General features: G+C 62.8%; 29 protein-coding genes. 22 read left to right on the top strand and 7 right to left on the bottom strand.

Annotated features, from left to right (window positions below; translation table 11 throughout):
• Positions 1-157: 157 nt before the first annotated feature.
• The 14 genes from CH296_RS27240 to CH296_RS27180 all read left to right on the top strand — a co-directional run bounded on the left by CH296_RS27240 (position 158) and on the right by CH296_RS27180 (position 13450).
• Positions 158-448, top strand: coding sequence for a hypothetical protein (locus CH296_RS27240; RefSeq protein ID WP_094686118.1), 291 nt, complete (start codon positions 158-160; stop codon positions 446-448).
• A gap of 163 nt (positions 449-611) precedes the next feature.
• A complete protein-coding gene (locus CH296_RS27235) occupies positions 612-887 on the top strand; it encodes a hypothetical protein (RefSeq protein WP_094686117.1) in 276 nt (91 codons plus the stop codon).
• Between the two features lie 54 nt (positions 888-941).
• Positions 942-1580: a hypothetical protein gene (locus CH296_RS27230; protein WP_094686116.1), complete on the top strand. Its 639-nt coding sequence runs from the start codon at positions 942-944 to the stop codon at positions 1578-1580.
• Positions 1577-2413 carry a hypothetical protein gene (locus CH296_RS27225; RefSeq protein ID WP_094686115.1) on the top strand — a complete coding sequence of 279 codons (837 nt, stop codon included), beginning with the start codon at positions 1577-1579 and terminating at the stop codon, positions 2411-2413. Before CH296_RS27230 ends, CH296_RS27225 begins: the two co-directional genes overlap by 4 nt.
• Positions 2410-3969 (top strand): hypothetical protein, encoded by a 1560-nt coding sequence (locus tag CH296_RS27220; RefSeq protein WP_094686114.1) that lies wholly within the window; start codon positions 2410-2412, stop codon positions 3967-3969. The genes CH296_RS27225 and CH296_RS27220 overlap by 4 nt, the downstream gene beginning before the upstream one ends.
• On the top strand, positions 3966-4394 hold the full coding sequence (locus tag CH296_RS27215; protein ID WP_094686113.1) for a hypothetical protein: 429 nt from the start codon (positions 3966-3968) through the stop codon (positions 4392-4394). The genes CH296_RS27220 and CH296_RS27215 overlap by 4 nt, the downstream gene beginning before the upstream one ends.
• Positions 4391-5896: an SCO6880 family protein gene (locus CH296_RS27210; RefSeq protein ID WP_094686112.1), complete on the top strand. Its 1506-nt coding sequence runs from the start codon at positions 4391-4393 to the stop codon at positions 5894-5896. Before CH296_RS27215 ends, CH296_RS27210 begins: the two co-directional genes overlap by 4 nt.
• A gap of 51 nt (positions 5897-5947) precedes the next feature.
• A complete protein-coding gene (locus CH296_RS27205; protein ID WP_256980592.1) occupies positions 5948-7792 on the top strand; it encodes an ATP/GTP-binding protein in 1845 nt (614 codons plus the stop codon).
• Positions 7792-8130: a transposase gene (locus CH296_RS27200; RefSeq protein ID WP_094686111.1), complete on the top strand. Its 339-nt coding sequence runs from the start codon at positions 7792-7794 to the stop codon at positions 8128-8130. The genes CH296_RS27205 and CH296_RS27200 overlap by 1 nt, the downstream gene beginning before the upstream one ends.
• Positions 8127-9767, top strand: coding sequence for a peptidoglycan DD-metalloendopeptidase family protein (locus CH296_RS27195; RefSeq protein ID WP_094686110.1), 1641 nt, complete (start codon positions 8127-8129; stop codon positions 9765-9767). The genes CH296_RS27200 and CH296_RS27195 overlap by 4 nt, the downstream gene beginning before the upstream one ends.
• 36 nt (positions 9768-9803) lie before the next feature.
• Entirely contained in the window at positions 9804-10202 is a 399-nt protein-coding gene (locus tag CH296_RS27190) for a hypothetical protein (protein WP_094686109.1), read from the top strand.
• A gap of 75 nt (positions 10203-10277) precedes the next feature.
• The gene (locus CH296_RS29140) at positions 10278-10424 is read left to right on the top strand and encodes a hypothetical protein (RefSeq protein WP_179277842.1); all 147 of its coding nucleotides are present in this window, start codon (positions 10278-10280) and stop codon (positions 10422-10424) included.
• Positions 10421-10993 (top strand): hypothetical protein, encoded by a 573-nt coding sequence (locus CH296_RS27185; RefSeq protein WP_256980591.1) that lies wholly within the window; start codon positions 10421-10423, stop codon positions 10991-10993. The genes CH296_RS29140 and CH296_RS27185 overlap by 4 nt, the downstream gene beginning before the upstream one ends.
• A gap of 69 nt (positions 10994-11062) precedes the next feature.
• Positions 11063-13450, top strand: coding sequence for a DNA topoisomerase III (locus tag CH296_RS27180; RefSeq protein WP_094686108.1), 2388 nt, complete (start codon positions 11063-11065; stop codon positions 13448-13450).
• 40 nt (positions 13451-13490) lie between these two features.
• Here CH296_RS27180 and CH296_RS27175 read toward each other — a convergent pair whose 3' ends face one another.
• Positions 13491-13859 carry a hypothetical protein gene (locus CH296_RS27175; protein WP_094686107.1) on the bottom strand — a complete coding sequence of 123 codons (369 nt, stop codon included), beginning with the start codon at positions 13857-13859 and terminating at the stop codon, positions 13491-13493.
• Between the two features lie 544 nt (positions 13860-14403).
• Between CH296_RS27175 and CH296_RS27170 the strand changes: the two genes are divergently transcribed.
• Positions 14404-15033, top strand: a complete 630-nt coding sequence (locus CH296_RS27170) for a hypothetical protein (RefSeq protein WP_179277841.1) — start codon at positions 14404-14406, stop codon at positions 15031-15033.
• On the opposite strand, the gene CH296_RS29725 is transcribed toward CH296_RS27170, so the two are convergent.
• The gene (locus CH296_RS29725) at positions 14995-15285 is read right to left on the bottom strand and encodes a hypothetical protein (protein WP_256980590.1); all 291 of its coding nucleotides are present in this window, start codon (positions 15283-15285) and stop codon (positions 14995-14997) included. The two genes, CH296_RS27170 and CH296_RS29725, sit on opposite strands and share 39 nt — an antisense overlap.
• 136 nt (positions 15286-15421) lie before the next feature.
• On the opposite strand from CH296_RS29725, the gene CH296_RS27165 reads away from it, so the two are divergent.
• Both CH296_RS27165 and CH296_RS27160 read left to right on the top strand, forming a co-directional pair.
• On the top strand, positions 15422-16516 hold the full coding sequence (locus tag CH296_RS27165) for an LGFP repeat-containing protein (protein ID WP_256980589.1): 1095 nt from the start codon (positions 15422-15424) through the stop codon (positions 16514-16516).
• A gap of 88 nt (positions 16517-16604) precedes the next feature.
• A complete protein-coding gene (locus tag CH296_RS27160) occupies positions 16605-17255 on the top strand; it encodes a hypothetical protein (protein ID WP_094686104.1) in 651 nt (216 codons plus the stop codon).
• 116 nt (positions 17256-17371) lie between these two features.
• Here the strand turns inward: CH296_RS27160 and CH296_RS27155 are convergent, their stop codons facing one another.
• Positions 17372-17740 carry an Lsr2 family protein gene (locus CH296_RS27155; protein ID WP_094686103.1) on the bottom strand — a complete coding sequence of 123 codons (369 nt, stop codon included), beginning with the start codon at positions 17738-17740 and terminating at the stop codon, positions 17372-17374.
• A gap of 226 nt (positions 17741-17966) precedes the next feature.
• Between CH296_RS27155 and CH296_RS27150 the strand changes: the two genes are divergently transcribed.
• Positions 17967-18302, top strand: coding sequence for a hypothetical protein (locus CH296_RS27150; RefSeq protein WP_179277839.1), 336 nt, complete (start codon positions 17967-17969; stop codon positions 18300-18302).
• A gap of 419 nt (positions 18303-18721) precedes the next feature.
• On the opposite strand, the gene CH296_RS27145 is transcribed toward CH296_RS27150, so the two are convergent.
• Positions 18722-19405 (bottom strand): DUF3800 domain-containing protein, encoded by a 684-nt coding sequence (locus tag CH296_RS27145; protein WP_143546441.1) that lies wholly within the window; start codon positions 19403-19405, stop codon positions 18722-18724.
• Positions 19406-19703: 298 nt separating this feature from the next.
• Here CH296_RS27145 and CH296_RS27140 point away from each other — a divergent pair, with 298 nt between their 5' ends.
• Both CH296_RS27140 and CH296_RS27135 read left to right on the top strand, forming a co-directional pair.
• Positions 19704-20612, top strand: a complete 909-nt coding sequence (locus tag CH296_RS27140; protein WP_068050821.1) for a nucleotidyltransferase — start codon at positions 19704-19706, stop codon at positions 20610-20612.
• Positions 20613-20645: 33 nt separating this feature from the next.
• Entirely contained in the window at positions 20646-21275 is a 630-nt protein-coding gene (locus CH296_RS27135) for a hypothetical protein (RefSeq protein ID WP_143546440.1), read from the top strand.
• Between the two features lie 102 nt (positions 21276-21377).
• Here CH296_RS27135 and CH296_RS27130 read toward each other — a convergent pair whose 3' ends face one another.
• From CH296_RS27130 to CH296_RS27120, 3 genes are all read right to left on the bottom strand, one after another.
• Positions 21378-22550, bottom strand: coding sequence for a hypothetical protein (locus tag CH296_RS27130; protein ID WP_179277838.1), 1173 nt, complete (start codon positions 22548-22550; stop codon positions 21378-21380).
• 600 nt (positions 22551-23150) lie between these two features.
• Entirely contained in the window at positions 23151-23453 is a 303-nt protein-coding gene (locus tag CH296_RS28675; RefSeq protein ID WP_143546438.1) for a hypothetical protein, read from the bottom strand.
• A 328-nt stretch (positions 23454-23781) separates the two neighbouring features.
• Positions 23782-24033 carry a hypothetical protein gene (locus CH296_RS27120; protein WP_094686099.1) on the bottom strand — a complete coding sequence of 84 codons (252 nt, stop codon included), beginning with the start codon at positions 24031-24033 and terminating at the stop codon, positions 23782-23784.
• Between the two features lie 97 nt (positions 24034-24130).
• Here CH296_RS27120 and CH296_RS27115 point away from each other — a divergent pair, with 97 nt between their 5' ends.
• Positions 24131-25678: a hypothetical protein gene (locus tag CH296_RS27115; protein ID WP_143546437.1), complete on the top strand. Its 1548-nt coding sequence runs from the start codon at positions 24131-24133 to the stop codon at positions 25676-25678.
• On the top strand, positions 25651-26085 hold the full coding sequence (locus CH296_RS27110) for an ASCH domain-containing protein (RefSeq protein ID WP_218830276.1): 435 nt from the start codon (positions 25651-25653) through the stop codon (positions 26083-26085). The genes CH296_RS27115 and CH296_RS27110 overlap by 28 nt, the downstream gene beginning before the upstream one ends.
• The last annotated feature ends 724 nt before the right edge of the window (positions 26086-26809 follow it).

Raw genomic sequence — 26809 nt, 5'->3', positions numbered from 1 at the left:
ACCCCCACCCGGGCGGATGCGGGCACCCGCCCCCTCGACCACCACCCCGAACCCCGAACTCGCCGCGATCGGGCGGGAAATCTTCACCGCAGCTCGCATCGCCGCAGGTCGCTGACCATTCACAGCACAACACCGACTACTACACCAGGAGACCATCATGATCACCACCCTCGCCGCGTCGGCCACCGACCTTCTAGCCCAGAACATCGGCGACGTAAGCCCGCAGGTACCCACCGGTGAAATCGGCGACAAAGTATCCATGTTGCTGGGCTGGTTGATGTGGGGCGCCATCACCTGGTTGGTCGGTGCACTCGTCTACGCCGCCGCAACACTCGGAATATCTAAGAAGAACGGAGGATCTGACGGCGGGTCCGCCATCATGTGGAACCTTGTCGGGGCCGTACTCGTCGGTGCTGCGGCGGGTCTAATCAACGGGCTCGTGTTTTGACCTCCCGACCCCGCGAGCTTGACGGGCCGTACGACACGGCAGACGAGATGGGGTACCTGCCTCACGGATGCCTGGGGAGCGGGCCACTGATCTCCTCCGGCATGCGTATCGCCCTCGGCATCCGTCTGAGTTTCGGCAACTCTCCCGCCGCGGGAACAGCGACGTGAACACACCTGCCGTGGTCTTGGCGCAACCACCCACGGAACCAGTGGAGTGGCCCGACGAGGTGTGGCAGCCGATCATGGAGGGCCTGTCGTGGCTGCTCTGGTTCGCCATCGTCACGTGCATCGCAGCACTGTTCGTGTGCGGCGCGGTATTCGTCAACCAACGCAAGTCCACCGGAACACAGGTGGTCGAGGACGCCACCCTGGCCCGGATCTTGATCTGCGCCGCCATCATCGGATCCGCATCCGGAATCGCCAAAGCCGTCCTCGCCTGAGAACCCCGACATCCGCTGCGCCCGAACTGCACTCGACCCGAAAGGCCTCACCTGATGACCGTCTCCAGCACACTCCGGATCGCCGCAACAGCGGCGACTGTCCTCGCACTCGCTGCGTGCGGATCCGGCAACGACGAGACCCCGACCGCCACCCCGGACGCAGCACCCGATCTGCGCTCCGCCCCGGCCGAGCTAACCTGGCGCGAGGTAGCAGGGGTCTCGGTGCCGACGTCACGGGTCGACGGGCCCTTCGCCGGAACATCGGTGGACCGCAGCGGATATGCACAGACCCCGCAAGGCGCAGTCCTAGCCGCGATCAACGGGCAGACCGCACTCGCCGTCGCCGACGACCGCGCGTGGCCGGAAGTGGTCAACACCGTCACCGCACCCGGACCAGGGCGAGACGAATTCGCGGCCGCACGCGCCGCCGTCACCGTCTCCGGATCGGTCCCCGCCGACGCCGCACCTGAGTTCGTCGGCTTCGAGGTCACCGACTACACCGACAACCCGCTCTCGGCAGCAGTGTCGGTCGCCCAAACCATCGGCACCGACGACCAGCTCTACTCCTATCCCGTTGCTCTGCAATGGATATCCGATGACTGGCGCATCGTCCTACCGACCGCCGAGGAGAACATCGACGCCGTCGAACTCGACACCCTCGACGGCTACACCACTTTGGAGCGCACGTCATGAGCCGCCGCATCCGCAGCATTCTGATTGCAGTCGCGGCCCTGGTCGTCATCGCAATCGTCGGAACGATCTTCTTCATCGTCCCGAACATGAACGAGGACGCCAGTGCACCGCCCGTGGCCGCACCGCCGACCACCCAACCGGAACCCACCGACGCATCAGGCTCGGGCAGCAACGGGCAACGCGGTTTCGGGACACCGGTCGTCGACATCCTCGGCCGCAAGGTCACCGTCCCCAACAACCCGATCGGGCAGCCGCTGCCACAGACCGCTCCGGAGCCACGGATCGAGTGCACCCCGACCAACACCCCCGTCACCTCGCCGTCCGGAGTGCAGATCCAACAGACCGCCTCACTGCCGCTGCTGGTCTCGACCACAGACGGCCCCGCCGCGGTGACCGGCAACGTACCCACCGGTTACACCCAGACTCCCCAGGGGGCAGCCCTGGCCGGGTGGAATTGGGTGGCAACGACGTACGGTCCCGGTCCGGTGGCAAAAGACGCCTACGAGCTCCTCACGGTGCACACCGACGAACTCGATCGCGGTGCCTCTGCCGAAGCGTGGGACGCGCCCGGTCAAGACGCCGCCACTGGTTTTCCGGCTCCGGTGGCGTTCCGTATCGGAAGCTGCACTTCTGATTTCGCGTCAGTCGAATTCGCCATCGAAGTTCCCATCGACGACAACGGGCAACGCCGCACCACCCCTGTCTACACAGTCCTGCGCACGTCGATGTTCTACGACGGCGGTACCTGGAGGAGCCGGCTAGACAAACGCTCCGTCGCCACCGACACCGACATCACCGACATCAGTTCCTTCACTCCCTGGAGCTTCGGGTGACGCGCCCGAACCTCTTCGAGCGAATCCGGCGCGGTGCGATTCGGTTCCTTCTTCTCGCGGTGGTCACCGTCGGGATCGTCGTGGGAAGCAACGCCGTCGCGTACGCCCAGGACCCACCGCCCGTTCCTGGAATCGCAGATATCGCCGACCAAGGCAACGACTTTCAGAAGGACCGCCGAGAATGCCTGGACAAGGCGCGCGCGGACTCGACCTGGATCGGTGACCAACTCAACAGCGTGACCGGTGACGCACTCCCTCAGGTGTTCTGCCTCTCCAACTCGTTCGAGGACAACCCCGGTGACGCGATATCCACTGCCGTCTCCTCCGCGACGTCCGCCTTCTGGGGCGACCCCGTCGGCGACTTCACCAAAGCAGTGATGGAAGGAAACAGCCAGGCATTCCGCACCGTCATGACCTTCTGGATGTCCTCGGGCATACCAGGACTCGCCGCCGAGAACGCCATGTCGGGGCTGCGCAACATCATCACCGGATTCACCGTCATCGCCTTGTTCGCCTCAATCGTGTTCGCCATGACCAAACTCGCCATCGCCCGCAAACAAGCCGTGATGGAAGGAGCCACCGAAACAGCCAGCATGCTGGTGCGCACCGTCGTCACCGTGTCGCTACTGCCGATCCTGGTGTTGATGTTCCACCAAGTCGGCGACGTCGCCTCGGCCTACGCGCTCAAGAAGTTCGTCGGCGGGGACCTGAACGAGAAGATCACCGCCATCACCGCATTCGACGACAAGACCGGCCTCGGCCCGATCCTCGCTCTCGCCTGCGCCGGGTTCGCCTTCCTCGGTTCGGTTGCCCAGCTCATCGCGCTGCTCATTCGTGAGGCCGTGCTGTGCGTCGTCGTCGCCGTCATCCCGCTCGCCGCCGCAGCATCGGCCACCGGCACTGGGCGTAGCTCCTACAAGTCGATGATCGCGTTCACTCTCGGCGCGCTGCTGTTCAAGCCGGTAGCGACGCTGCTGTATCTGTTCGCGTTCTGGGCATCCTCGGCGTCGAGCTCGGATCAGATCGCCACGGTCATCATCGGCTCGATCCTGCTGGCCGTCGTCGGGTTCTCCCTGCCCACCTTGGTCAAGATCGTTGCTCCCGCAGCGGAAACCATCTCCGCCGGTGGGCGGGAAGTAGGAGCGCTCGGCGCAGCAGGAGGTGCGGTGATGGGGGCAGGCGGGATGGCGGCATCGCGCGCCCTCGGTGCAGCGGCGAACACCGTCGCTGGGTCCTCCGGTGGCGGCGGCAGAGGCGGATCTTCGGGTGCCGCAGGTACCGGCGCACGTTCGTCTCCCGGATTTCAGGGCCGCTACAACGGGGGATCGAGTCCCTCGCACGCGGGCGCATCGTCCGGTCCGATGGGCGCAGCCCGCAGGGTCGGCTCGGCCGTCGGGTCGGCAGGGCGCACAGCATCCTCGGCAGGTCTGCGTGGGGCAGCGGGTGCGCTGAAGACAGCCGGCAACGCCGGTCGCACCGCCGGCTCGGCCTCGACTGCGCTCGGCTCGGCTGCAGAAGGCGCAGTCGGGAACTACCACGGACGGATCCAACGATGAGACAACACGATCGACGACTCTCGTCCAAGCGCATCGTCCTCACCTTGGACTCGCGCACCACCATCATCACCTCCGACAAGGCGCTGATGATGGCTATGTGGCCATCTGCCAGGTCTGGACGGTCGGCGGTCGCCTGGAAGCGTGCGGCACGACGAGACCGTAGGACCCTCAACGGGTTCCATTCCGCGCACCTAAGCTTTCGCCGCGCACCGGGCCGGGCAGAGTACGCCAACGAGTTCGCACCCGCCGTCGGAGTGAAAACCCCCGCCCAGGGGCCGCAGTCTCCCGCCGCCCACACCTGGCGACCGGCGGTGCAGTGGGCGTGGTGGGAGAAGATCCCCGCACGTACCGCTGCCCTTGCCTACATCGTCGCCGTCACCGTCACCGTCGGATCGGCACTGATCGCACGTGGTGCCGTGCGATGACCGCCCAGCTCGAAGCCCCCTACGAGCCGCCGATCTACTCGGCAGGTAACCGGCCGCAGTCGACGTTCGCGTTCGGCCTACCGACGAAGGTCATCGCCTACGGCGCAGGGTTTTTCGCGATCTCGTTCGTGGTTCTGATCTTCGTCTACGTCGTGGCCGGACTCGCGCTGATGGGCTTCGGCGCGCTCGCCCTCGCCCCTCTGGTCATCGCCCCGAACGGCCGAACACTCTACGAGACAGGACAACTGAGAATGCAATGGCTGCGGCGCAAGCACATCGACAAGTCCACCGAATATCACGCCGGACCGCACTCGAGGATCCCCGGTGGCCGCTACAAACTCCCCGGCCTACTCGCCCGCACCAAGGTCTACATGGGAATCGACCGACACGGCAACGAATTCGGGATGATCCACAACCCCGACGATCACCGCTACACCGTCATCTTCGACGCCCTGCCCGGCGGCGACGAAGCGATCGTCCAGCGCGACAAGGACCTCTACACCGCCGACTGGGGCGTCTACCTCGCCGACCTCGGACTGCCCGGCGACATCGTCGGTGCCGTGGTGGTGGTGGAGAATATCCCCGCCACCGGGCTGCGGCTGGCACGGCGTGCCGAACACGAACTCGTCTCCACCGCACCGCCCTTGGCGGCGTCGTTCGTCGAGCAATCGGCCGTCCGGATGCCCTCGGGTCGCCACCGCACCCTGGCACGACTGTCGATCACCTTCCGCGCTACCACCCGCGAGCGACAGAAGGACCCCGAAGAGATGGCCACCGAACTGGCCCGCCGCCTGCCGGATCTGTACGAGTCGCTCTCCGGTGCCGGGATCGACGCACAACCGATGACCGCCGCCGAAATCACCGCGGCCGTGCACCGCTCCTACAACCCCTCGACCGAGAACGACTTCGAGGAACTCGAGATCTCCGGCGAAGAGCACGGCGTCGACTGGGACGACGCAGGCCCCGCCCGCGCCAAGACCGAATGGGGACACTACCGCCACGACGGCGGAGTCTCGGTCGTCTGGGAGATGGCCGCACCACCGGAATCGGTATTCACCGACACCGTCCTCAAACCGCTCCTGCAGCCGCACGACGACCTCCCACGCAAGCGCCTCACTCTCGTCTACCGCCCCTACACCGCCGGGGACGCCGCGAAGAAGGTCGACAAGCAACACCGAGACGCCCTGCACGCGATCAACTCTCGCGGAAACAAGATCACCTCCGCCGGGTCGGAGAAGCGCCACGAGATCGCCGAGCAGGCCCGCCGCGAAATGGTCTCCGGCGCCGGATACGAACGCTATTCGGCACTGCTGACCATCACCGTCGGATCGGTCGACGAGATCGCCAACGCCGCCGCCGTCACCGAATCCCTCGCCGCCCGATCCCGGCTGCGACTGCGCCGCGCGTTCGCCTTCCAAGACGCCGCGTTCGTCGCCGGTCTCGGCGTCGGAGTGCTGCTACCCGATCAGATCTCCACCTCGATCCTGGTGCGCCGCAGCTAGACACTGCTCTCCCCCACCGGCCCCCACTCTGCGTGAGAAAGAGACTCCCCGATGACCATGACCGACGACCGCCCCGACCTGGGACACGCAGCTGACCTGTATGTCGAGACCGACGCTGCGCGGCCGTCGGCATTCGTCCGCTGGATCATCGGCGACACCGACTACGCCGAGCTCGCCGCAGCCGTCGCGACCGGTGACGCCGAAGAGCCCTACCAGTACTCCCGACGCGGCATAGGCCTCGCACGGTGGCGCAACGATCACCCTCACGTCGAACGGGCCGTCCACGACGCCGCTGGGGACCCGTGGTGGCGCGCCGCACTGTCGTCGAGTACACGCGGCCTCAAAGGGCCCGGCGGCGGCCGCATGGCCACCGTCCCGGCACCGATCGAGTACGAAGCCACCTCGGTGCAGATGTGCGGGCTCAACCCGTGGGCGATCGGCGCAGCTGCACCCTCGGCCGGCACCATCGTCGGCCAGCACGTCATCACCGGCAACGCCGTCTCCTGCGATCCGTTCGCGTACTTCCGCGACAAGCTCATCGGCAACCCCTCGATGTTCGTCCTGTCCCTGCCCGGCCTGGGGAAATCGACGCTGATCCGCAAGATCCTCCTCGGCGCGTGCGGCTGGGGACAGACCCCGATCGTCGCCGGCGACATCAAAGGCGAATACGTCAAGCTCACCCGCCTACTCGGCGGGCAGATCATCACCCTCGGCCACGGCGGTGGACACCTCAACCCCCTCGCCGCCGGAGCCCTCGGACAGGCAGTCGTCCGCGCGATCACTGCCCGCAACGCAGAAACCGACCCCGATCGCATCGCCGAGCTCGACGAGCTGATCGACGTCGCCACCATCACCATCTCCACCCGCCAGATCAACGCCGTCTGCGCCCTGGTCGAGCTGATCCGCTACGACACCCACTCGGTGAAAGCCTTCGAGAACTCCCTGATCGGTATCGCGCTGCGCGAGCTGTACGCCGACGGCGGTTTCACCTACGAGTACCCGCCGCTGCTCAAAGACCTCTACGCCCGCATCGACGCTGGATCGGCGGACATGCTCCAAGCGGCCTACAAGACCGACCGCGAGGGCTACCGCGAGGCGATCACCGAACTGATGCAGGCCCTCGGCGCACTGACCTCAGGCCCCCTCGGGGACATCTTCGCCGACCACACCACCGAACCGATCGACCTCGACGCACCGATGATCTGCATCGACGTCTCTTCCCTCGACCGCGGAGACACCACCCTCAAAGCGGCCGTGATGCTCTCCTGCTGGGCCGATGCCTACGGCACCGTGGAAGCGGCGCACCTGCTCGCCGACGCAGGCCTGGACCGGCAGCGACTGTTTCTGATGGCTCTGGACGAGCTGTGGCAGGTCATCGGAGCCGGACCGGGCATGGTTGCCCGCGTCAACGAGATCACCCGCCTCAACCGCACCGACGCGACCGGTTTGCTGATGATCACCCACACCGGCCGCGACCTGGAAACCCTGCCCACTGAAGCCGATATCAAGACCGCCAAGGGGTTCATCGACCGCGCCGGCATGGTCGTGTGCGGGGGACTGCCGATCGGTGAGGTCGAACGCCTGTCCGGGGAGCTGAAGTTCACCGCCGCCGAAGCAGGCATGGTCACGTCCTGGTCGCGCGGGGCAGCACTCCGGGGCTCGGAACGACGTACGGTCCGGAACCCGATCGGGCGCGGAAAGTTCCTGATCAAGGTCGCCAAGGACAACACCCCCGGCATCCCCATCCAGACGGTGCTCACCGACGTCGAATACGACACCGGGGTCCACGACACCAATGCCCGCTTCGCCGAGTACTTCGCTGGTGGCCAGCACCACGCCGCCGACAGCGACGACGCCCACTACGGCCAAGACTCTGTACTGGTCGGAGCGCAGTGATGACCGCCGAGTACCCCCGCGCCGAATACTCGGCGCAGACCCGCTCGTGGGCGCTCGATCAATACGAGAAGTCGCGACACAACTACTCCTCCCGCGCCGAATGCGTTGCAGCCTTGGCTGTCTCGATCGGAGCTCACGAGAACACCGTGGCCCGGTGGATCAAGGACAAGTACGGGCCCTCGCGTCGACCCGCGGCGGACGAGGTGACCGCACGACTGCGGGCCGCCGAGGAGGAGATCACCCGACTGCGGTCGGAAAACCGGACCCTCAGCGAGCGTTTGGCCGCCCACGCCCCGCGATCGATCGGCGCGGAGTCGATACGGACGGCCGCGTTGTGAAGAAAGGCGGCGCGATTGCGCTGGCCGTCGTCCTCGCACTGTCACTGTTCGTGGTCCTGTTCGTCACCACCGGTGTGCGCGAGGAAGTCCCCACCGATTGTCTTCCCGGGAAGAGCATTTCCTCTGCTGCAGGCGGGGTTCCGGCCGGGTCGTTCTCCAAGCCGATGAAGACCTCCGAAGGCCAGTTGACGAGCCCGTTCGGGTCGCGGTGGGGAACGATGCACAAGGGCATCGACCTCGCCGGTCCCGTCGGTACACCGATCTACGCCTACGCCGACGGCATCGTCACCAAAGCCGAACCCGCGACCGGATTCGGGATGTGGATCGTCCTCGAGCACAACATCGACGGACAGACCGTCTCCACGGTGTACGGGCACATGTTCCCCGACGGTGTCCTGGTCAAGCCCGGCGAGCACGTCACCGCGGGTCAGCACATCGCCGACGAAGGCAACAACGGCGACACCACCGGCGCGCACCTGCACTTCGAGTACCACACCGGGCCCTGGTCGCCCGACAACGCGATCGACCCGCAGCCGTTCTACGACGCCGCCGCCGAGCCCGGTAGTGGACAGACCGGCCAGAGCCCACTGCCGTCACCGTCTCCATCGACGAGTGCACCGACCACGCCCACCCCGAACAGCGGCACCGCGGAGATGGCGGCTCTCCCCGCCGGCGTCGGATCCGAAGAGCACTTTCAGGTCGACACGGTCCGCGTCGCCCGCGCTGTTCACGCGAAGTTCCCGCAGATCACCACGATCGGTGGGTGGCGGGCCGACGGTGGGGGATTCGACGACCACCCCTCCGGCCGGGCCGCGGACATCATGATCGACAACTGGTCCTCCGAGGAAGGCAAAGCGCTCGGCGACCAGGTCAAGGACTACCTGTGGGCGAACCGCGACTATCTCCAGATCGAATACATGATCTGGCGACAGGAATACATCCCCTCCCAAGGTGAACCGAACACCATGGAGGACAGGGGATCTCCCACCCAGAACCACTTCGACCACCTCCACGTCACCACCGTCGGCCACGGCGCACCGGCACCCGGCCAGACCTACGGGCCCGTCCCCGGCGGCGGCGGCGGATCCGCACCGAAGGCGACCGGGAACTGCACCACCGCACCCGGTGCCGGTCTCGGTGATCACGCGAACCTCGCCGCCGGCCAGATCCCGCCCGAGTTCGAGCCGTGGCTCGCGCTGTCGGCCACCCAGTGCCGCGAGCTCTCACCCGCGATCCTCGCCGCTCAGCTCAAACAGGAATCCGGCTTCACACCGGGCCTGACCAGCCCGGCCGGGGCCGAAGGGTATGCGCAGTTCCTCCCCGGAACGTGGGCGTCGTTCGGTTTCCCCGTCGACGATCAGGGTGTGGTCACCGGAGCTGCGGGGGAGGGGGATCCCAACGACATCGGCGACGCCGTCATGGCGCAGGGCCGCTACAACTGCTCGGTCGCCGACACCCTACGACCGGGCATCGAATCCGGCTCTATCACCGGTGATCCCGTGGAATTGATGCTCGCCGGATACAACGCCGGCCCCGGAGCGGTCCAACAGTTCGGCGGCGTCCCGCCCTACTCGGAGACCCAGAACTACGTCACCACCATCACCGCCACCGCATCCGACTACGACCTGGCCCGATAGCCGCCACCGACCAATGCTCGACGGAAAGGCCCACTCATGAGCACCGCACCGACACGCACCAGCCACGACCTGACGTCCCACGACCGGCATCGAGCACTGACAGCCCTTGCTCTGACCTCGGTCATCGTATGGACGGTGTGGGCTGTTCCCGTCGCCCGATTGATCCTGGAGTCGATGATCACCACGATCGAGGACAGCGGCCGCGCCGCGGCGACCCGCGACGTTCTCGCGCATGGTTGGTGGGCCGTCATCGTCGTCACCGCGGCGATGACCATAGGCAGCGTCGTCGCTGTCGCCGACGCCTCTGCGCGAGCGCAGAACTGGACTGTCACTGCGCTCCGCAAAGCCATCCACTTGGCGGCGACCGCGCTCGTCATGTGGGCGATCTGGACGGTCAGCGTTGTCGCCGCAGCAGGAGTCCCCACCGTCGGTTAGCGCTGGACCCACTCGCACATTTGTTGTCGGTGGCCACCAGGACACTGGCACCATCACAGATCAAGGAGCACAGACATGGCACAGATCCTCCACAGTCGCCGAGCGGACGCACCGATCGTCGACTGGCTCGAAGTCGTCGCCAAAGCCGCTGCACTGGGTCAGATCTGCGACACCGATGCTGAATCAGCGAACGACTCCGACTCGCAGGAGACCACGAGATGAGCCGAAGAGCAGGCATCGTTTTCGCGTGTCTCGGCATCGTCGGTGTGGTCGCCATTGCCGCTGTGATCGTGTTCGTCTTCCGCGGCTCGGACACACCGCCACCACCGGGTACCGACGCCGGGATCGCCATCGACCCGTCCGCCACCGACCCCGTGGGTGTCGCGACGGCGGTGATGTCCGCTGTGTACACCTGGCAACCCGCAGTGCAGGATTCACCGTGGGATGCCATGCACGGGCAACGCCAACATCTGACCGGATCGATGGCCACCGCCGCGACCACACCACCCGATCCAGCGCCGCAACCGATCCCGGAATGGTCGGCGTGGGCGCGCAGCGGCGACATCGTCACCGCCGTCGCCCGACCGGACACCAGCGTCAATCTCGACGGTGAGAGCCTCGACAAGGACGGCGACGCCAAGGCCACCGTGGCTGTCGTCATCGACCGCGTCGTCCAACACCGCAGCGGTGAGATCACCCCGTTCACCGGCTACACCGGAGCCGTCGACGTCGAACTCACCGACGACGGCTGGAAAGTCGCGAACTATCGCCTCGTCAGCGCAGGTCTCTAGCCGACTGTCCACCGGCAAACACCCTCGCTGTCCACACGCCGCACGCACCGCAGAGAAGGATCTATTGTCATGGGAAAAGTGGGAATCCTCACCGAAAAGCCATCCGCAGCACGTAACTTCGCCGCCGCACTGGGCGGCATGAGTGGCACGTTCGCAGGCACGGAGTACGTCATCGTCCACGCTCGCGGGCACCTGCTGGAAATGAAAGACCCCGCCGCGATGGTGCCCGCGCCTCTCACCGACAAGTACAAGAGCTGGGAGCTCGAACATCTCCCGTGGAATGCCGCCGACTTCCGCTGGGAGCGAGAGATCCGGCGCCGGGTGTCCGGCGGGAAGTTGGTCACCGATCCGGACGCGAAGAGCCTGCTCAAAGAACTCCAGACGGTGCTCTCGGGCTGCGAGAGCATCTGCAATGCAGCCGATCTCGACCCGACCGGTGAAGGCTCACTCCTCGGCTGGGAGATCGTGGAGTACCTGGGCCTCGAGAACAAGAAGCTCGAACGCATGGAGTTCCTGGACGAGACACCGGCATCGCTACGTAAGGCCTTCACAGCCCGTCGGCCGGTCACCGCGATCGCTGCCGAAGGCGACTACCGCAAGGCCGACTTCCGGTCGAAGTGGGACATGCTCTCGATGCAGTTCACCAGACTCGCGACCAAGACGACCGGGGCGAGCACGGTACTGCGTAACGGGCGGCTCAAGTCCGCGATGGTCGTAATCGTCGGTGACGGGCTCGACGCGCACCACGGATACGTCAAGAAGGCGTTCTACGAGAACCGGTTTCGGGACGAGAACGGCGTGACGTACACCGACCCCGAGGTCGATCGATTCGAGAACGAGAACGATGTTCCCGGCGGCCTTCAGTCGTCACCGGTCGTCCACGACGGGACCACACGCAAGAAAACGGGACCGCCGAAACTGATGGACCTGGCCGCACTGTCATCTCTGTTGTCCAAGAAAGGTTTCGGGGCGAAGAACGTTCTCGACACCTATCAGAAGATGTACGAGGCGCAGGTGGTGTCCTACCCGCGCACCGAGGACAAGTTCATCTCGATCGAGCAGTTCAACGAGCTGCTTCCCTCGGTCGACGCGATCGCCGGTGTGGTGGGCGTGGATCCGGCGGCGCTGAGCCATCGCGGCCCACGCACGAGCCATATCAAGTCCGGTGGCGCGCACGGTGCCAACCGTCCGGGGCCCAACGTACCGCCGAGCCTCGCGGCAGTGGAGAAGGCCTACGGCGAGCTGGGTCGGGAGATCTACGAGCTCCTCGCGAAGAACTACCTCACGATGCTCGCCCCCGACTACGAGTATGACCAGCACCGCGGGCACGTCGGGAAATACCCGAGCTTCGTCGGCTCGCTGAATGTGCCCGCAGTGCTCGGATGGAAAGGTGTGTTCGTCGTCGAGGAGGAGGACGGCGAGCGCGACGAGCAACCCACTGGTGCGACGGCGTTGGGTACTGTCGCGGACCCGTTCGTCCACGAAGGCTTCCCTGCACGGCCGCCGCATCCGACGATGGGCTGGTTGATGAAACAGCTCGAGAAACGGAGCGTCGGTACCGGCGCGACCCGGACGAGCACCTATGCCGAAGTCACGAACAACTCGGGCGGCAAGGCCCTGATGGTCGAGAAGCGCGGCAAGATCACCCTCAGCGCGATCGGTGAACTCAACCATCGCATCCTGCCCGGCACACACATCGGCGACCTGACGATCACCGAGCAGGTCTTCGAGCAGATGGCGCAAATCCAGGCCGGAACCGGCGAAGCAGCCGACTACCTGTCCCTCGTGGCCGATCTCGTTCGTCACGACCTGAAGACGATGAAGGCAAATTCGAGCACGCTGTCCGGCGAACTCACGGCACGCATGGGCAAAGCCGGAGTGACTCGGGCGGTGGTGGAGATGATCGACCTGCCGCCGGAGCTGCACTTCACCCACGCAGGCACGGTCATCACCCGCGCGAAGCGAGTCTTCGGTGGCCACCGGTTCACCGACACCGAAGTAGCGGCACTACTCGCCGGACAGGTCATCGAGATCGTCGCGACGAGCGCGAAGTCGGGAAAGACGTTCACCTGCACGGGAAAACTCGAACCAGGCGTGAGAGAGAAAGACGGCAAGCAGTACCCACACGTGAGCTTCAACCCGCAGTTCGCCGAGCGCGCACCTCGGACAGACCTGGTCAGCGGAGTGTGGAAAGGCAAACCGGTCACGTTCAAAGGCCGCGGATGGGGTGCCAACGACCACTGGCCAGGTAAGGACTTCACCGAGCAGGAACTCGAGAAGCTACTGGCCGGGGAGACCATCGAATTCGACGCCACAAGCAAGACAGGCAAGACATACCGGGCCAAGGGCGCACTGGCCGCAGGCACCTACCAGGGCAGCAAGACGTTCGGATTCAAGTCGAAGTTCGAGGACCGCAAATCCACCGCAGGCACCAAAAAACGCACCGTACGCAAGTAGTCCTTATGCCGCAGGGCGGCAGAGGGATGGAGCGGAAGATTCAGAAGAAAGCCAACTGCGCGTCGTCGACGCGGGCACGTCCGGCTTTTGTCCGACAGGGTCGGACCGGGGGAGAATGCCGAGCTTGCACAGCCGGTGCAGCGCTCCCGACTATGTCGAGGCCGACAAACGCGCGGCGCACCAATTCCGCTCGAACCCGAGACCGCTCGAAGGCTCGAGCTCGACCGATCGCCGAATCGCGGTCGCCCCACTCCGATTCCCAGAGAGCCGACCCCGCTGTCGGCGCATCCAGCGCCCGGTCGGTCAACCGATCGAGAAGTTGATCGAGCCTGTCGATCAGAACCTCGGCGAGGCCGTCCAGCACACGTTCGGGCACCATCGCCACGCCGACGTCCTCGTTCCCGCTCACACGCGACACTGTAGAACCGGGCACCGACACCTGCTACTGCCGGACGCGGTCATGCAACTGCCCGCGCTGCCCTAACCGACAAACTTCCGACTGCAGCCATCAGCGACTTACCCGCTCGCCCGGATATCCGCTCGGCCGGAGAGCACCGAGACTTTGGTCCCGGCCGTGCGCCCCCAATTCTCGTAACTCTTCAGTTCCGAGCGGCAATCGTCCGGCCTCGAATCCCACGGACGCGACCGCGCACAACCCACACGCAAGGTCGACGCCCATCACGACATCGAATACGGCCTTTAGCCCAATTAAAACAGGCGGTAAACGCCACAATGGCCGTTACAGTCGGGATTACTCGATCCGACACAAACAACATGTGGCAGTAATGGTTCTTCCAACCGTTCGTAATCAAATCGATACGGCCGACCGGTCGCACAAATACCAGCTACGTGCAATATTTTTCTAGTTCTTTACTCATGGTAAATAGAGGGAAGTGAGACCGAGGATGCCGTTCTATACACCCCGCAGTATCGGGCGCACTCTGGCCAGGGGGGTGATCCTGTCCAGCATCGCTTCACTAATGATCACGGCAGGAGCGTCCCAAGCGATCGCGCAAGCAATTGATCCCATGCTCAAACAAGGCCCTGGGACCGCGATTCCGACCGACCCGAGCAACGAACCCGATTATCCATCTACATTGTTCTCCGTCAAAGGGGACGCCGATGTCTCCGTGATGCGCAACATGAAGGTCAATATCGGGTCAACCATCTTGAGTAGCGGGGGATTACGACGGGATTTAACGGACCAGCTTCAGTTCAGATTCACGGTCACCATGGTCTCGACCCGCCCCGTCGTCAGCTGGAACTGCCTTTACAGCCCGGAAGATGAGACATTTCCGTACCTCGACTACGACACACATATTCAGATTTTCATAATCGTGAACGGTGTGGAAATCGACGCAGAAAACAGTGACGGATTCCGCTGCAACGGTGGCGGGCAGATGCAAAGCACCAATACCTTCAACGCGGCGAATCAGGACCTCGAAGTCGGAATCCGGGCGTGGACCCAAAACCTGGACGAGTTCTACCAAACGGTAGGCGTCAAGACTGCAAAAGCGCACTGTGATCCGACCGAGAGCGGTGAGTCACCGGCCCAGGGAACCATCTGCAGGTTCGATGATTAAAAGAACTGCGCCCGTTTTCGGAACCCGATTCTCGCAAAAGGAGAAGACCATGGCGTACACGCGCCGAGCTCGCATACTGACTATTGGAACGATCGCCGCACTTACCTTCCTCTCACCTTCCACCGCGATGGCGCAGCCGGAGCCATCGACACCAACCTCCACGATCCCGAGCACGACAGACAGCGCCGCCGACAGAACGAACGACGCCTGCGGATCACCGACCTCGCCGACCACCACGGTGCCGGCCGACACGACGGCTCCTACAACAGCGCCATGCACCACAACACCGGCTACCAGTGCCGCGCCCACGACCTCGCCCGAGCCTGAGCTACAACAGCCCCCCGCTGCTCAAACGACGGCGTCCGAATCACCGACAAGCCAAGCACCGGTGCCCACTACGTCCGGTACCAAGATTCCGTACACCGGCCTTCCCACCGAGAACCCGAACAGCACGATCATTCCTGGTCAGATGCGTTCGGACCGAGAAGAATGGCCGGAACCGTTCACCAAAGAAGACGCCGACCGAGCTGAGGTACGCGAAGCCGAGCTGCAACAACTGCAAACTCAACAGACCGCAGCACGGGCAATCCCGGCACCGGGCCCTGACTGCCAACAATATTGGCCCTCCGAGAACTGGGTGTGCGGCGCTATCCGAGACAAATACAACTCCCTCGGTGCCCAGTTCAGCTTCCTTCTGTTTCCCACCTCCGAAGAACTGGTCAACCCCGACGGTTTCGGCAGACGGCAGACCTTCGCGAACGGACCGATCTACTGGTCGGCCGCCTCCGGCGCGCACCCCGTCGTCAATCACTTCTTTGCCGCGTGGCAACGGAACGGATGGGAAAGTGGTGTCCTCGGCTACCCCACCAGCGACGAAATCGTGAACCCGGACAACGTCGGGAGACGGCAAGAATTCCAGGGCGGATCCGTCTACTGGAAATTGAACGAGGCCTACTTCGTCGGTGGTGCGATTCGCGACAAGTGGAGAACAGTCGGTGCCGAAGGTGGATTCCTGGGCTACCCGATCACCGACGAGCAGGGGACACCCAACGGGGGCCGCTTCAACCGCTTCGAGCACGGCGCGATCTATTGGTCGGCGGCCACCGGGGCTCAAACAATGTCCGAGGTGTTCTTCAACAAATGGGCAAGCCTGGGCTACGAATCCGGATATCTCGGATACCCGGTCGCCGGTGACGTACTCAACACCGACAATCTGGGCCGCCACCAGCAGTTTCAAGGCGGTTTCATCTACTGGCATCCGATCTACGGCGCGTACGCAATAACCGGACGCATCTACGACGCCTGGGCAGCACAGGGATACGAGAACGGCCCCCTCAACTATCCCCTCTCGGACGAACTCAACACCAGAGCAGGTCTTGCGCCAGTCGGCCAGAGGATTACATACTTCCTCCGAGGCGGACTCATCTACAACAGCACGACCGACGAGGTAGTGACCGCGAGCCGCGTCAATTACGACTTCTAGTCTCGCCGACTCGGTGGGCCTGGCCATTTTGTCGCGACCAGGCCCACCGCTCTGCACGACCGAGTACACGCGATGGGACCATAAGGGTATGGAGTGGGTAGAAGGCATCGATCCGAACGAGCCCGGAGTCCGGCGCGTCCCTTGGAGCAGTGTGGGTGAAAACCCCCCCGAGGTGCGCGCACACATCGCTCGCAAGGAAGCCATCCGCGAGCGGAAGGCCAACCGGCGGGATGTTCATCCCCTACGGAAGCCACCCCTCGAAGACGAGGGCCTACTGGTCGAACCCACTGAGAGGTATCCGTTCTCGCTCGATGACGCACTTCTCGGCGGAGTCCAGATACAGATCGATCGGCTTCGCATCTTCCGAACAGGTCTCCAGTTCGACCTTTCTGCAACATCCCTTCACGAAGGCGGTGGGTTGTTGGGTGACCGTCTCAATCTGACGCATCGCGTACGCCCCCCCGCGAAACACCGGATATACCTCGGCCTCGTGCTTCCTACAGGCAAGGTGGTATCCAACAAAAAGAGCTTCGCGTGGGATGCCCCCGACGACGACGACGTAACAACCTCATGGCTGTACGGGGGACGAAGCTACAGCCGTCCAACGGAGACTGGTGCAACGTATTTTCTCAGCCCCCTCCCCGAATCCGGACCGATCACGTTTTCCATCGCATACGCGGAACTCGGACTGAACACCGCCGCGAGCGTGACAATCGATCTCGAACCACTTCTTCGTTAATCCACTTCACTCGCTCACCGACCCGCAGACGGAGTAAGGGCTGTACATCCCCATTCTGCGTGCCCTAGCCTCTGGTCCCCTCCTACCGGAAGCCGACAGGCGTCTCGATGCTGCTGTCAGTGAGCGGCGTTGTACGCCTCTTCCATGGCGGCCGGGATACGGCCGCGATCGCTGATCTCGTAGCCCTCGTCGGCCGCCCACTGCCGAATCGCGCGAGTCTGCGCCGGATCACGCGTGGCCGATGACCCGGCCTTCGCGGGCGTCGTCGCGCCGCTGGGGGAGGGCTTGCGCTTGCGGCCACCGACACGCGTCGAATGCTCGATGTAGTAGCCGAGCTTCCTGTGAAACTCGTTGGCGTTCTTCGCTTTCAGGTCGATCACGTACTCGACACCGTTGACCGCGAATTCGATTGTCTCGCCGGATTCGTCGTCGATGACCGACCCGTCGATATCGTCCACCAATTGGGTTGTCACTCGTTTGGCCACAGCCGGAAAACCTTTCGATCACACACAATGTCAGGGACTCGGTAACGGCCAGCGTAGCCAACAAACGAGTTGCCGAGCTGCAAACCCCTTTTCACCGGCGGAGGGGCGCGCCGCAGTGTCAGTTCGGTTTTCAGAAACACACGTTGAGCGGTCGATATGAGCGGCGATAGAATCGCCCAGTCCGAAGCAGCTCATATGATGTGCGACTCGCCGGAGGGGATCTGAAATGTCCGAACCTGCAACTCCATCGGCCGACAGCGACTGGCTCGTGAAGGAGCTACAGAGGGTCCAGGGTGAATACGTTCATAACCCCCGAGACGACTGGTACACCGAGAACGACCTGGTGGAGAGTGGATACCGCCGCGAGGCCCTGGTCGATCTTTTCGGAAAGCCGGTTCCAGGACACGACGGCATCATCGGATGGACCGTCTCATCGGTAGCAAAGATCGAGCAGACGCAGTTGGCCCCTGCTTACGAGCTGCTCCGGTCGGCTTTCGGCGCGTTCAACGGCGCGGCCGACACCATGACCTCTCGCGTGATGTATAGCTCGTTCGATTCCTGACGTCCCCGAGAACCCGCTGCATGTCGGGCGGTAGGCCGACATCGGCGCCAGTAATTTCGCGCGAGCGGGTATGATCGAAATTAACTGCCGGACAACGATTCCCAGCTTAGACCTGACATAATCTATATTATCGGCAATGATATTCATCATCCTCTAAAGATGACAGAACGCTCCGACGGCCGCCGTCACGGAGCCACGACGGGGTGTTCACCGCTCTGTTCGAGCGGCTTCGGTGTCGGTCAGGCCGCCGATTTTTAGATTGTCTTCGGCTGAGGGCGAGCTCGTGAGTTCGTGAGCAGCGATTTGGGCTGTTGGTCAGCAGTACAGGATTGCGTTTGCCCTGGTACTCCCCACGCGGTAGTATCTGTCTTGCAGACCCCCCCACACCTGTGGATAAGGGGGTCTTGCTGTTTCTGGGGCTAAATTTCCTCGGGTTCCCGATTCGGGTCGCGCTCGGACAGGTAGTCCGCGTACCAGCGCCCAGCGAATTCGTTCTTCACGTGGCTGTCCACCACTACGTTGGCGCACCATGCAACGAGATCAGCCATCTGCACCAGTTGTGATCCCGACGAATCGATGTGGATGGCGTCTTCGATCACGCGCCGTTCACCGAGTGCGAGGCCCCTGTGTGTCGTTCGGTAGGAACTATCGCTGCCGTCACCGTCCATGAAGATCAGGCCCAACGAGTCGGATCTGGCCAATTCGCCTTCGATTCGGGTGACGAGATCGGCATAGAGTTCGCGCTTGGTACGCGCGAGATCATCGGGCTGGCCTCGGCGATATACCGCTCCGACGATCAAGCCTTCGGTCGAGCGAAGGGTGTCCAGGCATTCGATTGCGACCTCACGCCCGAAGTCCTTCCAGTACTCGTGTCCCTCGTGAATGTGTCGCTCAGGAATCCGTTTGGAGATCCGTCCGCGACCGTTCGCATACTCCGTGGTGTGTAGTTCTTTTGTCACCGGAACGCCGAACTCGCGCCACAGGCGTTTACGCGTGTCCAACCAGAACCGGAGCACCGAACGCCAATGATCAGGACTGAACTCTATCCAGCCGTAGACAGCGAGCCCGGACTGCGGATGACCTGAGTCATCGACATAAATCATGCGATCTAGATGAGGGGGCACGGGTCGATAATGACGGCCGGCCTTCTCAGTGCCAGTAACAACACGCCAACTTTCGAAATGGGCAACGACGTCGAACCCTGCACCGAAACGGGGGAGGTACCCAGATTACGGCCATGACCGTTTCAATGTATCGGCCGACACGCCTGAGACATACACCTGGCCGTCGACCAGCGGCAGATGTTTCGTAAGGGGCACCAGAGCAACGACGCCATTCCGAGGCAGCTATGTCGGAGATGCCCGATATGGTCCATACCTGACGACGGGAGTCACAGTGGGTATGTCAGCAACCGCGCGCGCGGAGCTACTGAGCAGTTGGATCAAACCCTCGAGCGAGAACGAACGGTTGCAGCAAGAGCGGGCGGAGAGCATGGTTCGCAGGGCGATCACGACCTGCGACGCCTTCGATGGCATCAACCCGCTCATCTACACGAAGGGGAGTTACCCCAACAACACCAACGTTCGCCGCGACAGTGATGTCGACGTGGTTGTCGAGTTCCACGGCTGCCTCTACTACGGCTACAAGGCCGGCGTCGTCGGAGCAGAACCTCCGTTGACGCCCTACCAGGGCGCGTGGACTCCCCAGAAATGGCGCCGGGCGGTTGTAGATGCCCTCATCGCCGCCTTCGGAGCAGACTCCGTCGACACCAGTGGCAGAGTCGCCATCAACATCAGCGCTGTAGAAGGCAGCCGCCCAAGCGTCGACGTCGTACCGAGCTTCCTCTACCGGCGCTACGACAATCCCGACCGGACCATCGCACCGGAGGGTAGCTGCGTCTTTCCCACAGACGGTGGAAACAAGATCGTGAATTGGCCCCAACAACAACTGGACAACGGGCGCAACCTCAATACCCAGACCAACCACCGGTACAAAAACTATGTTCGCGCGTTGAAAAACGCCGAGAACTACCTCGCGACAGCAGGCACCATCGACGAACTGCCCTCATATTTCATGGAGTGCCTGGTCTTCAACGCGCCAGCCTCGACTCTCACCACCGGTGATCTCGATGACGGCTTCCGCGCCACGTTAAGCAGCTTGTGGGGCCTGCTCGAATCGGAGGACAGCAAACGCGCGATGGTCGAGCCCAACTGGATGAAGTGGCTGTTCACCGAGGACAAGAAGTGGTCGATCCAGGATGGAAAAGATCTGGTTCTGGCGACGTGGAATCACCTCGGATACGGGAGCTGATCCTTGCATATGCGCCCGACGACCCTGGTTCGCATGGTTGTCCTATCGGTCGGTTTCGCTTACACAGCGATATTCGCGCTATCGGGCATCCACCTCGACAGCGTCGCCAAAATAGTCGTCGGCGTTCTCCCCGCCGCTGCTTCTGCGGTGCTGCTCGGGTGGGATCTGTGGCTGTGGCGTCTCCCGCTGCTGAACCGGCTGATCCGCAGGCCGCGAATCGACGGTCTATGGGAGGTGACACTGACACCCACGGCGGAAAGTCACATACCGGAAGGGGGTAACCGCGGACCCATTCCGGCGTACGTCGTGATCAACCAATCCTTCTGGTCTATCCACGTTCGGCAGATGACCGTACAAAGTGGGAGCGACAGCAAGTCGTTCTTCTGGAGTCACCTGCCCGGTGATGACGTGGAGCGGCTGAATTTTCTCTACCGGAATGATCCACGCCCCGAGCACCAGGCTCGCAGCCACCCGCATCTAGGCTCCTGTTCGTTCAATACGGCACGCCGTGTCCCACAATCGATCCGCGGCGTCTACTTCACGGATCGATACACCCAGGGCGAGATGGACTTACGCCTGATCGACAGATCCAAGGGATACACGTCGTTTCAGGAAGCCGCGGCACATGTGAGGGAACTACGCCCCAACAGCGGCCAGGTCTGACACGTCACCGTCCACGGGGTACTCCTCGTCGATTCGGGTGCCGAAGAGCGAAGGTAGCGAACCTACATAAGATCCGTTATCGGCCAAGAACTAAGACGGATTTCATCTGATGCTGCCCGGGGGTACGAGTTGCGTCTCCCACCGTCGCCACAAGGCATCACTGATCGGATTCTTCACGGCGGGCAGGCCCGTGACTGCGCGGTTGAGGCTGGGTGGTGTAGGAGCGTTGGAGGTCAGCGCGGCAAAGAGTCGGTCGCCGGCGTCAGCTTGCTCGGCCAAGATTGGAAAAATTCGTTCGATGTCGTGCGCGCTGGCAGTCGAGCTCTCGATTTCATTGGGCTCGAACATATCCTCGTACAGGAACGTGTCGATGCTGTGAAGCGGCTCGCTCGTCACGACGAGGCCCCGGAGCGGTCTGTCAGTGGGTATATCGGCAAGCTCGGGGGTGCCCGCCCTCAGCAGGGCTGCGGTCTTGTCGATCTGCCTGCGCGCTCGTTGAACTTTGTGCACCAGCGCTTCGAGCCCGGCGGTGACACCTGCTCGAGCAGGTGCCGTGGCTTTGAACAGCTTGACCTCGACGAGAACGACGACCTCGTCGAGGACGACGAAGTAGTCAACCGTCTTCATGCCACCGTGTCGTCCGTAGACGATTTCGGGGTGGATCACTGCACCAACTCTTTCGAGGAGCGCCAACTGCTGGCCGATGTACAGCTCGAACGATTTGCCCAGCTCGACGGGGAAGGTATCACCGAAGGCCGTCAAACCCGTGAAGAAGAGGCCGAGTGGTGTGATCTTCTCGATCAGGTAGCGATGGATCGGGAGTAGGTAGCCGTTCCGCCCGTCATCGATCAGCGGGTGACCCATGAGTGGGTTGTAGGACCACATCTTCGCCTCTGCCAGCTCGTCACGGCGGCCATCGACAGCGAGAGTGCGGAGCGGAGCGGCGAGATGGTTCCGAATCACACCGAGAACAGTCTCCGGATCAGCGCCGGCAAAGAAGCCCAACTTGCGGCATTCGCGAATGGTGTCGAGGGTGAGTCGTCCGCCGTATGTCGTGGCGAGAGATCCGAGTTGAAAGACGATAGTCATGTAGTCGGTGAGGGTCACGCCGAGCACGTCTTTCCACTCGGCGGGGGACGGAAGGTCGCACGCTCCCGCATCGTGTTCGACCAACAACCCGATGCTGCGAGAAATATTCTCGAAAGCGGAATACCCGAAGACGCCTTGCTGGTACATGAGTCGCGCGATCATGCGCGTCATCTCGGGAGTGCCCAAGACCCCCACCTCAGGCACGTCTGGATGGTCCGTGTCGATGCTCATCCCGCAGAGGTCGTGGAGCTCGCGATCGGTAACCGGCCTGTCGGGTGTTGCCTTTGCTCGACGTCCATATTCGACGAGCGCGGTTCTGGCGACCGCGGCAAGGCTGAACTGGCGCACCGGGCTGTCGGGAGCCCATCGCGGCGGTCGCAGGCCAGCATCGGCACGCTCGAGTTCGACGCTCGTTGAAGCGACTTTCTCCAATAACAGTCCCGTATCGAACTTCCGGACCGCCTGCGCAAACTTGCGATACGGGATCCGACGTGTGCTCACACATCCACAGTACCGAGGCTGACATAGCAGAAGCTCTCCAGAGTTTGGTTACCGTTTCGCCGCACCAACAGAAGTCAGGGTCGAATCAGTTACCAGCGGCCGTGGGGCTCAATGGTCTCTGCACCAACGGTGACAGCTCCGCTGACGCAGATCCTTTCAGCGGGATCCTCGCGAACGATGAGCGCGGTGTACGTCGAGTGAACGTCGGTTCGACGGCACACTGAGTCGCGGGTGGTGCGGCTAAACCGCTTGGATACAGCGTCGTCTAACACCCGAACCATCGCACTACCGATAGATCTTGCGGAGATCCTCCAAGCTGTGTGCTCGGCCGCCGCCAAGCGCGATGAGATAGCTGGCGACGAAGTCGAAGGAGTATCCGTTGGCGCGAAGCGTCTCGATGGGCGGGCCGAACCGCGCACGAAAGTAGGGTTCCCGACGGTGGTAGCCGTTGTATCCCGCGTCGTGGAGTCTTACAAGCGCCTCTCGCATCTGCGTCGGTATGTCCGGGGTCGGTTCCCCTGTTTCGAGGTCGATGGCACCCGCTGCAGCCGCCCAGCCGGCATTTGCCCCGGGGATGTGTTCTATCACTCCGAGCGCTTGATTGTCAGCAAGACTGAGTGCGGTCTCGAGCAGCTGCCACGTAGGTCCGATAGCGAGTACAGGTCCACCTGAGGTGGCGGACCTGCCTTTGGTGCTTCCGATGTTCCCGTTCGAAATATATTGAGCCAGTGCAGGTTCTGGACTCGAAAGCTCACCTTTTTTTGGGATCAGTAGTGCGCGCTCGGAGTACCCATTCGTATTTTTCTGGAACCATCTCGAGATCGTGTTGACCGCGTGGTCGAGCCCGACCGAGCGCGACATCCATACATTCGCTTTGGGGACCATACAGCTCATCTCACCACGAAGTTGCGGTCGACTAGCGCGCATATATGAGGATGAGCGGAACAGTGAGTAGAACGATCAGTTCCAGTAAGCCCAGCAACAACCCAGCGACGGCGATACCCGATCCGCGCTCGTTCTCGCGGCCACCAACCTCGACATATCCGATTGCTCCGAACACGATCGCGACGGGAAACAGACCGACCAGAGCGCCGAAGAGAGAAAGCATCGCGGCCGCATTGGTGCGCTCGTCAACGCGCAGGTTGTCCACGTAATAGTCCGAAGTCATGTCGAGGTTGTATCACTCGTTTCTCCGGACATTGAAACCGCTACTCGACGACGAACGTCCGGCGACGGACGATCACTTACCGCAGGCGTCGCCCTGAATGATCGAGGCCCCGGGCCGTCATAGTGATCGGCGCACTAGGTTCGACGGATGGGAATGCCTTGCCATGTATGACCGAAGCACTACAGACTCCCCCCGCCTGCTGCTGGATACGAATGTCGTCATCGCCCATGAGAACGACGGGCCAGAGCTGCACCTCAACGCGGCCGCGGCGGACACCCTCGTCCAGCTCGCACGACATCTTGGATTCGAGCTACTTCTCAGCAGCGGCACGCGCAGCGACTTCGTCAACGCTCCCGATCACATACGCCATGCGCGGCTACGGACGCTTCAAAAGTACTACCGGGTGCTGGACCGAGTTCCAGAAAACCCACTCGTCAGGCAGCAATTTCCCCGTCACCTTTCGACGAACAACGCGGCCGACCTCGAAGTACTGTCGACCTACGCAACAGGATTCCCAACCGTTCTGGTCACCGAGGACAACGCCATGCGGGGACGGGCCGCCCGAGCCGGACTCACCAATGTGTTCGACATCGACGCGGCAATCGACTGGCTTCGAGAGCTCCAGGATCCGGCCCTGAACAACGCGGCATCAGCCGCGATCGTTCCGGCCTATCAGATCAACCGTAACGCCGATCTCTTCACCAGCCTCAGAAGTGACTACGAGCCTTTCGACCGGTGGTGGTCCGACAAAGTCGTTCATCAGGACCGGCCAGCCATCATTCTGGGGTCACCCTTGGCCCCGGATGGTGTGGCGGTACTCAAGGAAGAAACCGGTGCGTTCGAGCTCGGCGAACGCCTCTTGAAAATCTGCACTTTCAAGGTGCAGGACGGCAGCGGGTCAGGTCAAGCGCGACGTGGCGAGCTCCTACTGAGAGCGGTCATCGACTACGCGGCGGCCCGCAACTACCCCGCTATGTATCTCACGGCCTGGCCGAAACACGAGAAACTGGTTGGCTGGCTGAAGCAATTCGGCTTCTTTCAGCACACGGTTACCGCGGAGGGCGAGCTTGTGATGGCCAAACACCGCGTTCCACCGCCGGGGCAGGTGCCTCTGGCACCGCTCGATCACGCCATCAGGTACGGCCCTCGTTCCTTACGAATCGAAGAGGCGCACGTCGTGCCGATCAGGCACAGCTACCACGATCGTCTGCTGCCAGACAGCGACGACCAGGGTTCGTTGTTCGAGAATGAGCCGTGCGGAAACGCAATCCGGAAGGCATACCTATGCCGCTCGAACACGAGACTGCTAGAGCCCGGCCATCTCCTGGCTTTTCTTCGAACAAAGCCTGACGAGGAAGCTCGGGTAACTGCTGTCGGTGTCGTAGAGCAAACTTTGGTGAGCGCCCGGCCGAGCCAGATTGCGGCGTTTGTACGGGGACGAACCGTCTACGACTATCAGGAGATCGAGCGAATGTGTTCCAGGGGCGGTGTCCTCGCAGTCCTGTTTCGACTGGATACCCGGATTTCGCCCCCGTGGCCGGCCGCTACATTGCGCGCGGCCGGTGTCATGTCGACGTCGCCCCAGAGCATTGCCAGGGTTTCGACAGGAGGTGTCGCATGGATTCGTACCCAGTTGGGCGCGTGATTCTCATGTCCTTCCATCCGCAATACGCTCAGCGCATCTTGGACGGCACCAAACGAGTTGAGTTTCGGAAACGCCGCATCGCCGATGACGTCACACACGTCGTTGTGTACGCAACGGCTCCGGTCAGTGCGGTAGTCGGGGCGTTCGAGGTGCGAGAGCAGCACTCTCTGAGCCCGCACACACTGTGGCTGCGCTTCGAGGAAGTCGCAGGCATTGGCATCAAGGACTACGTGAACTATTTTTCGGGCCGAGAGACCGGAGTGGGGATCGAGGTGGGCGACACTTGGAGGGCACGCAAGCCGATGTATCTGCGTGAGAGTTTCGGCATCGCTCGTCCCCCACAGAGCTTCCAATACCTGGCCGACGACACCGCCGTGCTCACGCTCAAATCGTTGATCAATCAATAAACCTCGCAGGCGAACACCGAATCCGGACTCCAAGCTGATTAACGTTAGATACCGCTGAGCTGTTGACACGGTGCCGATGCATAGTGACGGACCGTCACCGTTATCCGCATTGAATGTCGTTACGTAAGTGTGCTTGGCTGGCGCGCCAACCGCCCGGTTGGCTGAAAATGTGGTCGAACATCGTTATACAAACGAACTTCATGCCTGCCGAGGGACTCACAGCGTCTCGACTGCAACCAAAGCTTTCGCGTAGAGACATGAGACATTGCTGTAAAATGGAGTTGCCAAGCCTGGAAAACCAGCATGCGTGCTGGTCAGGGTGGGACCGCAGACCGGTGCTTGGTCAGTCCGACGTGCAAAAGGACCGGCCATGCTGCTCGATATTCCCACCTCGACCGCTGTATTTCTCTTGATTCTTGCGACGATTCAGGCTGTTGCCCGGACGATTGTCGTTACGATCGCGCTCCGGAACACCAAACCGAAGGATAGGGCGGCGATCTTGCGAGCCCTGAGAACGCCGGCGACTTCACGTTCGTTGCGCGCGCTACGACGAGGACAGCGCTAGCAGGATTGGGCGGCGCACAGTTTCCTGAGTGCGCCGCCCTCTCCCCCTCGTTGGCTCGAACTGATCGCGACGATTTTGGGGGCGTGCAGAGTCGGGTTCTACCCGCTCGTTTCTGACGCCCGCAAAATGGCGGCAACTGCCGGGTGCGCACAGCGAGCG

Origin of the sequence: Rhodococcus sp. 14-2496-1d, assembly GCF_002259365.1 — a bacterium.
GTDB lineage: Bacteria > Actinomycetota > Actinomycetes > Mycobacteriales > Mycobacteriaceae > Rhodococcoides.
Note: the sequence above shows the minus strand (reverse complement) of the source record. Positions and strands in the feature narration are given on the sequence as shown.